This window comes from Frankia umida, assembly GCF_023242945.1.
Classification (GTDB): Bacteria; Actinomycetota; Actinomycetes; order Frankiales; family Frankiaceae; genus Frankia; species Frankia umida.
On sequence record NZ_JALKFT010000039.1, the window covers coordinates 1 to 13,231 of the forward strand.

10 protein-coding genes are annotated in these 13,231 nt (G+C 73.1%); 7 read left to right on the plus strand and 3 right to left on the minus strand.

The window, feature by feature from the left end; all coding sequences use genetic code 11:
• Positions 1–215 precede the first annotated feature (215 nt).
• Positions 216–1,100, minus strand: a complete 885-nt coding sequence (locus MXD59_RS23125) for a polysaccharide deacetylase family protein (RefSeq protein WP_248826708.1) — start codon at positions 1,098–1,100, stop codon at positions 216–218.
• Between the two features lie 151 nt (positions 1,101–1,251).
• Between MXD59_RS23125 and MXD59_RS23130 the strand changes: the two genes are divergently transcribed.
• Complete coding sequence (locus MXD59_RS23130) at positions 1,252–2,583, plus strand: YncE family protein (RefSeq protein WP_248826709.1); 1,332 nt, start codon at positions 1,252–1,254, stop codon at positions 2,581–2,583.
• A gap of 475 nt (positions 2,584–3,058) precedes the next feature.
• On the opposite strand, the gene hypB is transcribed toward MXD59_RS23130, so the two are convergent.
• The gene (gene hypB, locus MXD59_RS27830) at positions 3,059–4,147 is read right to left on the minus strand and encodes a hydrogenase nickel incorporation protein HypB (RefSeq protein WP_248826710.1); all 1,089 of its coding nucleotides are present in this window, start codon (positions 4,145–4,147) and stop codon (positions 3,059–3,061) included.
• A 1-nt stretch (position 4,148) separates the two neighbouring features.
• The gene (locus MXD59_RS23140; protein ID WP_248826711.1) at positions 4,149–4,640 is read right to left on the minus strand and encodes a hydrogenase maturation nickel metallochaperone HypA; all 492 of its coding nucleotides are present in this window, start codon (positions 4,638–4,640) and stop codon (positions 4,149–4,151) included.
• A 242-nt stretch (positions 4,641–4,882) separates the two neighbouring features.
• On the opposite strand from MXD59_RS23140, the gene MXD59_RS23145 reads away from it, so the two are divergent.
• From MXD59_RS23145 to MXD59_RS23170, 6 genes are all read left to right on the plus strand, one after another.
• Entirely contained in the window at positions 4,883–5,854 is a 972-nt protein-coding gene (locus MXD59_RS23145; protein WP_248812155.1) for an NADH-quinone oxidoreductase subunit B family protein, read from the plus strand.
• 66 nt (positions 5,855–5,920) lie between these two features.
• Complete coding sequence (locus MXD59_RS23150; protein WP_248826712.1) at positions 5,921–7,528, plus strand: nickel-dependent hydrogenase large subunit; 1,608 nt, start codon at positions 5,921–5,923, stop codon at positions 7,526–7,528.
• Positions 7,525–8,163 carry a hydrogenase maturation protease gene (locus MXD59_RS23155; protein WP_248826713.1) on the plus strand — a complete coding sequence of 213 codons (639 nt, stop codon included), beginning with the start codon at positions 7,525–7,527 and terminating at the stop codon, positions 8,161–8,163. The genes MXD59_RS23150 and MXD59_RS23155 overlap by 4 nt, the downstream gene beginning before the upstream one ends.
• On the plus strand, positions 8,156–9,448 hold the full coding sequence (locus tag MXD59_RS23160; protein ID WP_283097365.1) for a hypothetical protein: 1,293 nt from the start codon (positions 8,156–8,158) through the stop codon (positions 9,446–9,448). Before MXD59_RS23155 ends, MXD59_RS23160 begins: the two co-directional genes overlap by 8 nt.
• Complete coding sequence (locus MXD59_RS23165) at positions 9,421–10,620, plus strand: NHL repeat-containing protein (protein ID WP_248826714.1); 1,200 nt, start codon at positions 9,421–9,423, stop codon at positions 10,618–10,620. The genes MXD59_RS23160 and MXD59_RS23165 overlap by 28 nt, the downstream gene beginning before the upstream one ends.
• Positions 10,617–13,226, plus strand: coding sequence for a carbamoyltransferase HypF (locus tag MXD59_RS23170; RefSeq protein ID WP_248826715.1), 2,610 nt, complete (start codon positions 10,617–10,619; stop codon positions 13,224–13,226). The genes MXD59_RS23165 and MXD59_RS23170 overlap by 4 nt, the downstream gene beginning before the upstream one ends.
• The last annotated feature ends 5 nt before the right edge of the window (positions 13,227–13,231 follow it).

Below are 13,231 nucleotides of genomic sequence, written 5' to 3' on the forward strand. Positions count from 1 at the left end.
GAAACGGGAACCCACCCGAAGCCCACCCCTACCGGGGTGTAGCAGACGGGAATCTCCTCCCTTCAGGGCGGAGAGGAAGTCAAAAGGTCCCGACCCGCTGGATCATCGCCACGGCGGACGAGGTGCCTTCCCTTCCCAGCGGCAAACCGGACCGCCGCGGCCTGCGCGCCCGCGTCGAACGCGGCCATCTGACGCCGAGCACCCCTACCCGGACGTCAGGTGGTCAGCAGGTCGTGGACGGTGACCGGGGTGAGGCCGGCGGTGCGCAGGAGGGTCGCGATCCGGGGGAAGGCTGCGACCGTGCCGGGGTAGCCGAAGTGCAGGCTCACGATGGAACCTGGCCGCAGCCCGGCGCGGACCCGGGCGACCACCGCGTCGGCACCGGGTGAGGTGTAGTCCAGCGGGTCGACGTCGAAGTCGACCACCGTGCGGTAGCCGGCGGCACCGGCCTCGGTGAGGATCAGCGGGCTGGCCGTGCTGGTGCCGGACGGGCGGAAGTACCGGCCCTGGGTCGGTGTCAGCCGGGCGAGGACGTCCCGGCAGCCGGCGATCTCGGCCGCGACCTGGCCTGCGGGCAGCGCGGTCAGGGTCGGATGGGTGTAGGTGTGGTTGGCCACCTCGTTGCCGGCGGCGAGGATCGGCGGGATGAGGTCCTGGTGCGCGTCCAACCACTGGCCGACAGCGAACACGGTGATCGGCACGCCGAGGTCCGCGGCCTCGCCGAGCAGCTGGCGGGCGAGCGCCGGGTCCTGGCCGGTCTCGTGCGGGCCGAGGTGAAAGGTGAGCGCCACCCGTGGACGGTCACGCGGACCGTTCGCGACCGCCGTGGCCGGACCACCCGGCACCAGATCCGGGCCGGGCGGTGGTGCGGACGCGGCGACGCTCCCGGGAGTGGCCGGCGCTGTGGCTGTGGCCGGCGCGCGTAGCGGTCGCGGCGTGGAACCGGCGCCGGCCGCACCGGCCGAGCCGGCGGGCGAGGCCGAGCCGGAGCAGGCGGCGAGCCCCGCGGCGGCGGCCGCCGCGGAGCCGGCGGCCAGCAGTCGACGCCGGGATGGGCCGTTTCCTTCCATATCCGGCACGGTGAACCGCTGCGATGTCACTGAAAGCCCCCCTCACCCGGCGCCGGTCGACGGCACCGCCCAACGCGACACGACGGACCACAGTGAGCCGGCGACCACAACGTCGCAGATTCCCCTCACTCACCCGGGTGCCGCTAGCATCCGAGCGTTGACCCATGGCTAGTCTGTCGCCGTGCCAGCCAAGGATTCGCCCCACTCCCACCGGTCGGCCAGGCAGCCCCGGCAGCGCGTGTTGGGCGCCGCGATCATCGCGGTTCTGCTGATCGCCGCAGGGGTAATCTACGTCGTCACCGGAAACGATCACGAGCCGAGTGCGGTGGCGTCGTCCACCAGCGCCCACCCGCACGATCATCATGGTGACCCGGCCGGCACCCCGGCGGCGAGTGCCCCCGCGGGGGGCGCGGCGGCGGTGACGGCGGGCGGCGCGGGTGGGGTCGACGTCTACGCGCACGCGCGGGCCGGGATGTTCAGCCCGGTCGTCCGCAATGATCCGGCGTACGTCTACGTTCCGAACCTGGCCGACGGCACCGTCAGCGTCATCGACCAGAAGACGATGAAGATCATCGACACCTTCGCCACCGGACGGCAACCGCAGCACGTCGTACCATCCTGGGACCTGCGCACCCTGTGGGTGAACAACAACGCCGGCAACAGCCTGTCACCGATCGACCCGAGCACCGGGCGGCTCGCCGGCCCGGCGGTCCCGGTCGCGGACCCGTACAACCTGTACTTCACGCCCGACGGCAGGTACGCGATGGTCATCGCCGAGGCCAACCATGACATCGACTTCCGCGACCCGCGCACCATGGAACTGCGCCACAGCCTCGATGTCGGCACCGAATGCGCGGGCGTCAACCATGTCGACTTCGCCCCGGACGGCAGCTACGCCATCGCCACCTGCGAGTTCGCCGGACGACTCGTCAAGGTGGACCTCGTCCACCAGACGGTCGTGGGCTATCTGGATCTGGGCCGCCAGGCCGCGCCGCAGGACATCAAGATCGACCCGGCGGGCCGGGTCTGGTATGTCGCCGACATGAACTCCGACGGAGTCCATCTGCTCAACGGCGACACGTTCACCAGGATCGGTTTTGTGCACACCGGACCGGAGACCCACGGGCTCTATCCGAGCCGGGACGGGCGTTTCCTGTACGTGGCCAATCGCGGCGGCCAGATGGAAAGCATGAGCGTGCCGTTCCCGCATGCCGGCCAGAACGGCTCGGTCTCGGTCATCTCGTTCGCCACCCGGGCGGTCGTGGCGAACTGGCCGATTCCCGGCGGTGGCACACCGGACATGGGCAACGTGAACGCGGACGGCACCCGGTTGTGGCTGTCCGGTCGGCGTAGCAACGAGGTCTACGTCTTCGACACCGGTGGCACCGGCGGCTCCGATCCGTCCGCCGGCCGGCTGCTGACCAGGATTCCGGTCGGCCATGAGCCGCACGGGCTGACCGTCTGGCCGCAGCCGGGCCGCTATTCCCTGGGCCACACCGGCATCATGCGCTGAGCGGCCCGAATCCCAGCGGAACACGCGCCCCGGCTCGCCGGCCCTGGAACCGGCCTGAGTGGAGGGCCGGGCGGCCGGTTTACTGGTCCTGGCGAGGTTGGTGATCCCCGCCCACCTCGCCCGCCAGGACCTCTCAGCCGAACCGGTCAGGGGTGCAGGATGCAGGGGTGGCTCGGCGGGTACGGCGCATTCGGATTACAGGGCGGCGGGCAGCCAGCCCCGGCCGTGAGAAATCCGAAGGCGGCCGCCGTAGCGACCGCCGCCAGGGCCCGTCGCCGTCGCATGGACCGCGGTCTTTTCGGGGTATAGCTGGGTGGGCGCATGACGTAAGCCTCTCCGAACGTTTCACCATCCCGATCGAAGCTTTTTATAGCGGACGGATCACCACAGGCAAAACCGGCACGCCGAACACGGCCCGCTTATCTGATAATATCAATACGCCCGACCTCGACCAGACCGGTCCGTGTCCGGTGAATCAGGCTGGACGCCCCAGCCACTCGCACCAGGCGTCGACCCCGGTGCCCGTGCGCGCGCTGATCTCGAGCACCTCGACGCCCGGACGGACCATCTCGAGGTTACGCCGAAATGCCGCCAGATCGAAGTCGAGATGCGGCAACAGGTCGGTCTTGTTGACCAGCACGAGATCCGTTGACCGGAACATCACCGGGTATTTGAGTGGTTTCTCCTCGCCCTCGGTCACCGCGTACACCATCGCCCGACGATGCTCGCCGACCGTGAACTCGGCGGGACACACCAGATTCCCGACGTTCTCCACAATGACCAGATCGAGCTCGGCCAGCGGCAGTCGGGGCAGTGCCGAGGCGACCATCGGCGCGTCCAGGTGGCATTCCCCGCCGAACCCGTCGCCGGTGTTGATCAGGGCGATCGACGCGCCGAATCCGGTGAGGCGGTCCGCGTCGATGCTGGTCTCGATGTCGCCTTCGATGATGCCGATCCGCCGGTGCGCGGCGAGCCGGCGCAGCGTCTCGACGAGCAGTGTCGTCTTGCCCGCCCCCGGCGCCGACATCAGGTTCACCACCGCCGCGCCGGCCGCGTCGAACGCCGCCCGGTTCGCCGCCGCCGCCCGCTCGTTCTCCCCGAGGATCCGTTCCATCACCTCGACGCGTTCGGACGCACTGTCGTAACCCGACAGATCCATACCGGCGAGCTCGGCCCGTCCGCCCTCGACCGAGGACCGCCCGGCTCCCGGCCCGTCGCCGTGCCGGTGCGGAGCCTGCCCCGTGTCGTGGGAATGGCCGCCGCCGTGCGGCGGGGCGCCCTGCGGCGCACGGGCGTCCCGCGCGGGACCGCCGCCCTGCGCCGGACGGCCGCCCTGCGTGGGAGCGGCGCCCTGCGTGGGACTCGTTCCCTGCGTGGGACTCGTGCCCTGCGGCGGACGGCTGCCCTGCGGGGGGCGTCCGCCCTGGGCGGGGGGTGGCTGGTCGGACGGGCGGGGGCGGCCCGCGCCGGTGGGGGGATGCGGCGGGACGACCCGGGGGGGCGCGCCCCGTCGACTGGGGCGGTGGGGAAAGGAGCCGGGGGGATGGGGGTGGAAACGGCCCACGTCAGACCTCCGCCGGCGCGTTCGGCGCCGGTTCGCTGGGCGTCGGCGCACTCGGCACATGTTCGCCGGATGCCAGGTCGGTTGATGCCAGGTCGGTTGATGCCAGGTCGGTTGATGCCAGGTCGGTCGGTGCCGGCTCGGCCGGTGCCAGCTCGAAGGAGGTGACGAGAAACTCCTCGCCGCTGGTCAGGTCGAGGTGACCGGCGTCGGCGCCGCAGGTGGCGCAGGCGACGAACGGCCGCACCAGCGCGCCGTGCGCCCCGCAGGCCCGACAGCTCACCCGGGCGGGCACGTGATCGACCTCGAGAACCGATCCGGCCAGCACCGCGCCGTCCGGATGGCTCGCCCAGGCCCACTCCCAGCAGGCGATCAGCGTGTCCGGGACGACCTGGCGCAACGCGCCGACCCGCAACCGGACCACGCTCACCCGCCGTCCGCCGGCGTGGCGGGCGACGATGTCGGCGACGGACCGGCAGATCGACAGCTCGTGCACGTCCCGTGCCTCCCGTCGGCTCCGTTGCCGGGCGTCCCGCGAGAGCGCGGCGGCGCTGGCCGGTACGGCACCGACCGGACTCCACTCTCACCGTTCGGGCGCCGGTCGCCAAACGTCACCCCGCATAGGTGGCAGCGTCCGCACACGACCTATCTGCGGGTCCGCCGCGGACGCATACCGTCGCCGTGCCGATGCCAGCAGGCACCTCGGCAGCTTGGTCGGGCCGGGAGGAAGGACCGCCGATGTCATCCGTGCTCTGGTTCCAGGGCGGGGCGTGCAGCGGTAACACCATGTCGTTCCTCAACGCCGAGGAACCCACCGTCATCGACCTGATCACCGATTTCGGGCTGGACCTCGTCTGGCATCCGTCGCTGGGGCTCGAGACCGGCGCGACGGCCCGGTCGCTGTTCTGGGACTGCGCCCGCGGGGAACGTCCCGTCGACATCTTCGTGTTCGAGGGGTCGGTCATCCGCGGTCCGGGCGGACGTGGCACCTACGACGTGTTCGCCGACCGGCCGATGCAGGACTGGGTGCGTGATCTGGCCGCCCAGGCGCAGGTCGTGGTCGCGGTCGGGGACTGCGCGAGCTTCGGCGGACTACCGGCCACCGCGCCGAACCCGACCGACTCCACCGGTCTGCAGTTCCACCGCCGTGACCCCGGCGGCTTCCTCGGCGCCGACTTCCGGTCGCGGGCCGGGCTGCCGGTGGTGAACATCGCCGGCTGCCCGGCGCATCCGGACTGGATCACCCAGATCCTGGTCGCGCTGGCCACCGGCCGGGCCGCCGACATCAGACTCGACGACCTGCACCGGCCGCAGACGTTCTTCACGTCGTTCACCCATTCCGGTTGCACGCGCAACGGGTACTTCGAGTACAAGCAGTCGACGGTCGCCTTCGGCGAGGGCACCCGCCAGGGCTGCCTGTTCTACGAGTTCGGCTGCCGCGGTCCGATGACCCACTCCCCCTGCAACCGCATCCTGTGGAACCGGCAGTCGTCGAAGACCCGGGCCGGGATGCCGTGCATCGGCTGCACCGAACCCGAGTTCCCGTTCTTCGATCTCGCGCCCGGCACGGTGTTCCGTACACAGAAGGTCGCCGGTGTCATCCCGCGGGAGGTTCCCGAGGGGGCCGGTCACCTGAGCTACCTGGGTCAGGCCGCCGCCGCCCGGATCGGCGCCCCGTCCTGGTCGAAGAAGGACATGTTCGTCGTCTGATCCGGCCAGCCCCGCACGCCGGCCAGCCCGCATCCAGGCCAGCCACACACGAGAAGAGACGCACCGATGACGACCGTCGATCTCAACGTCAGCCCGATGGGACGGGTCGAGGGCGACCTGGACGTGCGGGTCACGATCGACGACGGGGTGGTCAGCAAAGCCTGGACCTCGGCGGCGATGTTCCGCGGTTTCGAGATCATCCTGCGCGGCAAGGACCCGCAGGCCGGCCTGATCGTCACACCGCGGATCTGCGGGATCTGCGGCGGCAGCCATCTGTTCAAGGCCGCCTACGCCCTTGACGTCGCCTGGCGGACCGAACTGCCGCGCAACGCCACGCTGATCCGCAACATCGCGCAGGCCTGCGAGACGCTGCAGAGCATTCCGCGGTGTTTCTACGCGTTGTTCGCGATCGACCTGACCAACAAGCGGTACGCCGGCTCGCCGCTGTACGCCGAGGCCGTGCGCCGGTTCACCCCGTTCACCGGGACGAGCTACGGGCCGGGTGTGGCCCTGTCCGCGGGGCCGATCGAGGTGTACGCGCTCTTCGGCGGGCAGTGGCCGCACTCGAGCTTCATGGTGCCCGGCGGGGTGATCTGCGCGCCGACGCTGGCGGACGTCACCCGGGCCACCGCCATCCTCGAACACTGGAAGTCCCAGTGGCTCGAGCAGCGCTGGCTTGGCTGTTCGGTCGACCGGTGGCTGGCCAACCGCAGCTGGGCCGACATCCTGGCCTGGCTGGACGAGAGCGCCTCGCACCGTGACAGCGACTGCGGCTTCTTCCTGCGCTACTGCCTCGACATCGGCCTGGACCGCTACGGCGCCGGCCCCGGCAACTACCTGGCCACCGGCACCTACTTCGACCCCGACCTCTACCGCCAGCCCACGGTGGACGGCCGAAACGACGCGCTGATCGGCCGCGGCGGCATCTACGCCGGCGGGACGCACTTCCCGTTCGACCAGGCCCGGGTCCGCGAGGACGTCACCCACTCGTACTACCAGGGCACGTCGGCCTACCACCCGTTCGACGGCGAGACGGTGCCCGTCGACCCGGAACGCGCCCAGGCCGACGGCAAGTACAGCTGGGCGAAGTCCCCCCGCTACGACGTGCCGGGACTCGGTCCGATTCCGCTGGAGGCCGGCCCGCTGGCCCGTCGGGTCGCCGCCGCCGCCCCCGGTGCCGCCCCGCATCAGGACGACGACCCGCTGTTCGCCGACATCCTGGCCACCATCGGTTCGTCGGTGATGGTCCGGCTGCTGGCCCGGATGCACGAGGCCGCCCGCTACTACCGCTGGGTCCGCGGCTGGCTCGACCAGATCGACCTGCACGAACCGTTCCACCTCGCGCCGACCGAACGCGCCGACGGACGGGGTTTCGGCGCGACGGAGGCCGCCCGCGGGTCGCTGGCGGACTGGATCGTCCTGGAACGCGGCCGGATCGCGAACTACCAGGTCATCACCCCGACGGCGTGGAACATCGGCCCCCGCGACGGCGACGGCACCCCCGGACCGATCGAGTCCGCGCTGGTCGGCACGCCGGTGACCGACCCGTCCGACCCGGTCGAGCTTGGCCATGTGGCCCGCAGTTTCGACTCCTGCCTGGTCTGCACGGTGCACGCCTACGACGGCCGGACGGGCAGGGAGCTTTCCAGCTTCGTCCTGAACGAGACGGTGTGACCGCCGAGCCGGCCGCCGGCGCGCCCACCGGTCACGGGCCTGCCGCCGACGCGCCCACCGGGCTCGCGGCGCTGCTGGACCCGCCGGGGATCGCCCCACCGTCGTGGACGGCGACCGTGATCGGCTGCGGCAATCTGCTGCGCGGCGACGACGGGGTCGGCCCGGTGCTCATCCGCCACCTCGCCGCGGTGGGGGTGCCGGCGGACGTCCGCCTCGTCGACGGGGGCACCGCGGGCCTGGACACCGCGTTCGCGATGCGCGGCGCCCGCCGGGTGCTGATCGTGGACGCGGCCCGCACCGGTGCCGTCCCCGGCACCATCCACCGGGTGCCCGCCGACCAGCTCGCCGCCGCCGACCCGCCGCCCGCCGGTACGCCGCCTGTCGGCACGCCGTCGCTGGCCACCCTGCCGCAGCCGCACGCCGTGCGCTGGGACCAGGCGCTGGTGTTCGCCCGCTGGCTGCTCGGCGCCGACTTTCCGACGGACATCGTCGTCTACCTGATCGAGGCCGGATGCCTCGATCCCGGTGCCGACCTCACCCCGGCCGTGCGCCGCTCGATGGAACGAGTACAGACCATGATCCTGAACGACCTGGCGACGTCGGTCGACCTGACCGCCGGTGACCACGATGCCTGAGCCGACCGAACCAACCGGGCCAACCGGGCCAACCGGGCCGACCGCGCCAACCGGGGCGACAGCGCTGGCGCGGCCGCAGCCGGTCGGGGTGTTTCCGCTGCCCGCCGGGTACCTGCTCGTCCCCGGCGACGACGACGAGGCGGCGGCGGTGCGCCGCGATCTGGCCGCCGGCCGCGTCCCGGCGGTGTGGCCGCCACGGCTGCGGGCGCTGGAACTGGCCCATCGCGGCGAGCTCACCGCCGCCGCGGACCTGCTGGTCGGCGACGACCCGATCGACCGCTACAACCGGTTCGTCCTGCGCCCGGCGGGACCTCCGGTGGAGGACCCGGCCGCGCTGCGCGCCGCGCTTGGACCCGAGATCGGTGTGCTCGTCGACGTGGTGCGCTTCTCCAACGGCGCCCTCGCCGAACCGCCGGCGCTCACCGACGAGACCGGCGAGATCGCGGCGCTCGTGCACGCCACACTCGCCGCGGCGTCCATGTCCGGGGACGCGCCGCAGCGGGCGGTGGGCCAGCTCAACCAGGCCCACGAGGCGGCCGCACCGGTCAGCCCGGGCCTCGCCGCGCAGCTGCGGTCCGCCGCCGCCGACCTGCGCCACGGCCTTGAGGGGCCGACCGACGCGGTACTCGCCGACCTGGCCGCCGCCGGCGAGGCCCTGGACGCCACCGATCTCGTCCTGGCCCGCGCCGAACTGCGCCTGTCCCTGGGTTCCGCCTACCAGCAGCGGGCCGGCGAGGACGCGGAGGGCCTGCGCCCGGCGATCGAGCAGTACCTGGCGGTGCTGCGCCTGGTCACCCTCGACTCGGCGCCGGAGGTGTTCGCCGCGGCCCAGGTCAACCTGGCCACCGCGTACCTGGCGATCCCGATGACCCAGACCTCCGACCAGCTGCGGATCGGCGTCGCGATCCAGGGGCTGCGCACCGCGCTCACCGTCTACACCCAGCGGACCCATCCGCAGCGCTGGGCCAGCGCCCAGCTCAACCTCGCCAACGCGCTGGTGTACGCGCCGTCGCAGCATCGCCGGGAGAACCTGGTCGAGGCCGCCGGCCGGTTCTCCCAGGTCGTGGCCGCCCGCGACGAGCAGACCGATCCGATCGGCTACGCCCGGGCACTCGCCGGCCAGGGCAACGCGCTGGCGCATCTGGGTGCCCTGCAACCCGCGGTGAAGGCCCTCACCGAAGCCGAGGACGTCTTCGCCCGGGCCGGTTCCACCGACGAGGCCGGGGTCGTGCACGCCCTGCTCGACGAACTCGCCCAGTGGGCGACACAGGCCCGCGCCACGTGACGGTCGCCGCCGCCGACGGCGCGCTCAGCCCTCGCCACGACTGGACGCCCGCGGTCTGGCTGGGCGCCCCGGCGCCCGGAGGGCTGGCCCTGCCCTCGGCGCGGCCATCGCTGACCGGCCTGTACGCGCCGCGCGGGGTGTGGCTCGGCGACGACCTGCTCGTCGTCGCCGACACCGGTAACCACCGGGTGCTGATCTGGGCGCACCGCCCACGGTTCGACGGCGCGCCGGCCGACGTCGTCCTCGGCCAGCCCGACCCGCACAGCGAGGGTCCGGCGGCCGGGGGCCGCGGACCGCGCCGCGGCCTGCGGCTCCCCACCGGGGTGCTGGTCACCGACGACGGACGGCTCGTCGTCGCCGACGCGTGGCATCACCGGCTGCTCGTCTGGGACACGGTGCCCACCACCCACGACGTCGCACCCGACCTGGTCCTCGGCCAGCCCGACGCGACCAGCGTCGCCGCCAACCGCGGCGGACCGGACGGAACCGGCGGACAGTGCGGGCCGACGTCGCTGTACTGGCCGTTCGGGATCGCCCTCGTCGGCGGCCGGTTCTACGTCGCCGACACCGGCAACCGGCGGGTACTCGGCTGGTCGGACGGTCTGCCGACCTCCCCGGACACACCCCCCGACCTGGTCCTCGGCCAGCCCGACCCGAGCGCCCACGCGGACAACCGGGGCGGCCCCCCCGGCCCCGCGAGCTTCCGCTGGCCGCACGACATCACCGGGACCGACGATCGTCTGCTGGTCGCCGACGCCGGCGACCACCGTCTGCTCGGTTGGACGCCGCATCCCGGCGTCGACACCGACGCGGACCTTGTCCTCGGCCAGCCCGACGCGGTGACCTGCACCGAGACGCCCTACGCCCCCGGCCGTCCCGACCGGCTGCGGTTCCCGTACGCGGCCGACTGCGACGACACGGTGCTCGCCGTCGCCGACACCGCCAACAACCGTGTCCTGCTCTGGGAGGACCCGTGGGCCGGGGGGCGTCCCGCGTCGTCGGCGAGCGTGGTCCTCGGCCAGCCGAGTTTCGCCGACACCGGTGAGAACCGCTGGTCAAGCGTCTGCCCGGACACCTTCTGCTGGCCGTACGGGCTGTCCCTGCACGGCGGACGCCTCGCCGTCGCCGACTCGGGCAACAACCGGGTCGTCCTCTGGGAGCGCGGACCTTGATCACCGAAGCGCCCTCGACCACACCCCGGGTGCGGCGGCGGATCGTGGTCGAGGGTGTGGTGCAGGGTGTGGGTTTCCGCCCGCACGTGTACCGCCTGGCCCGCGCCCTGCGGCTGGCCGGGTTCGTCGGCAACGACGCCGTCTCGGTCGTGGCCGAGGTGGACGGCGCCCCCGCCGACATCGCCGAGTTCCTGCACCGTCTGACCGACCCGGCGCCACCCCTGGCCCGCGTCGACCGGGTCACCGTCACCGAGCTCGCCGTGCCGTCCCATGAGGACGAGGACATGGCCACCGGCGGGCCCGGGTTCCGGATCGTGGCGAGTCGGGCCGCGAGCGGTCCGCGCACGCAGGTGCCACCGGACGCGGCGCTGTGCGCGGACTGTCGGCGGGAGCTGTTCGACCCGGCAGACCCGCGCTACCGGCATCCGTTCATCAGCTGCACCAACTGCGGTCCCCGGTTCACCATCATCGCCGCGCTGCCCTACGACCGGTCGGCGACCACGATGGCCCGCTTCCCGCTGTGCCCGCGCTGCGCCGCCCAGTACGCCGACCCCGGTGACCGACGTTTCCACGCCGAGCCGATCTGCTGCCCCGACTGCGGCCCCCGCCTGCGCTACCTCCCCCTCGCCGGTGACGACAACCCGCCCACCGGACGAGCCGGGCCGACAGCCGACACGGCTCTGGCAGCCGACCCGGCCCGGGCGTCCGGCGCGGTGCTGGGAACCGACGCGGCGCTGGAGGCGGCGCAGCGCACGCTCGCCGCCGGCGGCATCGTCGCGGTGAAGGGGCTCGGCGGCTACCACCTGGCCTGCGCCGCCGACAACGACGCGGCCGTGGCCCGGCTGCGCGTGCGCAAGGGCCGACCCGAGCGACCGTTCGCCGTGATGGTCCCCGACCTCGCGACCGCGGCGGGCCTCGCCCGGCTGTCCCCGACCGAGGCCGCGGCGCTGCGCTCCCCGGCCGCACCGATCGTCCTCGCCGCGCGGGTCGCACCGGAGACGGGGCTGATCGGGGTGATGCTGGCGTACACACCGCTGCACGAACTGCTGTTCGCCCCGGTCCGGGCGGCGCGGGTCGCACCGCCGGCGGTGCTCGTGATGACCAGCGCCAACCGTGGCGGCGAACCGATCTGCCACGACGACGCGACGGTCACCGAACGGCTCACCGGGCTGGCCGACGCCATCCTCACCCACGACCGGCCGATCCTGGTGCCCTGCGACGACTCGGTGGTGCGCTGCGACGGCGACCGGGTGATCACGTTGCGGCGTGCCCGCGGCCAGGTGCCGCTGCCGGTGCCGCTGCCGCGGGCGGTCCCCGGTGTACTCGCCGTCGGAGGCGACGGCAAGAACGTGAGCTGCCTGACCGTCGACCGGCGGGCCATCCTGTCCCAGCACATCGGTGATCTGGGCGGCCTCGAGATGCTGGACGCCTTCGAACGGGCCACCGTCCACCTCACCGGGCTGTACGCGACGACGGTGCGCCGGCTCGCCGCCGACCCGCATCCCGGCTACGCCACCCGGGCCTGGGCCGTCCAGGCCGCGGCCCGGCTGCCAGCGGCATCCGGGCTCGGGCGGCGCCCGACGTTCGTGCAGCACCACCACGCGCACATCGCGGCGCTGCTCGCCGAACACGGCCGCCTCGGCCAGCGGATCCTCGGCTTCGCGTTCGACGGCACCGGTCACGGGCCGGACGCGACGGTCTGGGGTGGCGAGGCGCTGCTGGTCGGGCCGGACGTCGCCGTCGCCACCCGGATCGCCCATCTGCGGCCGGTACCGCTGCCCGGGGCGGACGCGGCGGTGCGCCATCCGGGCCGGGTCGCGCTCGCCCACCTGGCGGCCGCCGGGCTGGACTGGGACGCGGATCTGGCCCCGGTGCGCGCCCACAGCGCCGCCGAACTCGCCGTCCTGCACACCATGCTGGAGCGCGGCGTCGCCTGTGTGCCCAGCAGCAGCATGGGTCGTCTCTTCGACGCCGTGGCCGCCCTGCTGGGCGTGCGTCAGCGCACCACCTACGAGGCGCAGGCCGCCGCCGAACTCGAAGCCCTCGCCGCCACCTCACCCCCGCTGCCCGGTGCGGGCACGTCCACCGGCACCACGACGTCCACCGATAGCACCACGGCGGCCACCAGCACCGGCACCGGCACCGTCGCGCTGGCCTTCGGGCTGGTGGACGGGACGCTCGACCCGGCGCCGGTCCTGGCAGGCATCCTCGCCGGGTTGCGCGCCGGGAACACACCGGCGGCGCTCGCCCTGGCGTTCCACCTGGCCGTCGCCGACGCGGTGCTCGCCGTCGCCGAGCAGGCGCGTCACCGGTACCGGATCCACCTGGTCGGGCTCACCGGCGGCGTGTTCGCCAACGTCACGCTGCTGCGGGCGTGCCGGCTGCGGTTGACGGCGCGTGGCTTCGAGGTCCTCGTCCACCAGACGGTGCCGCCGGGAGACGGTGGGCTCGCGCTCGGCCAGGCCGTCGTCGCCGCCCTCGGTGGCGTCCCCCTGCCCGCTGACCTCCCCGGATCACCCGGCGTCCCCGCCTCACCTGACGTCCCCGGATCACCTGACGTCCCCGCTTCACCTGACGTGCTCGTCCTGCCCGCGAAGGGAGCCTGACCCCC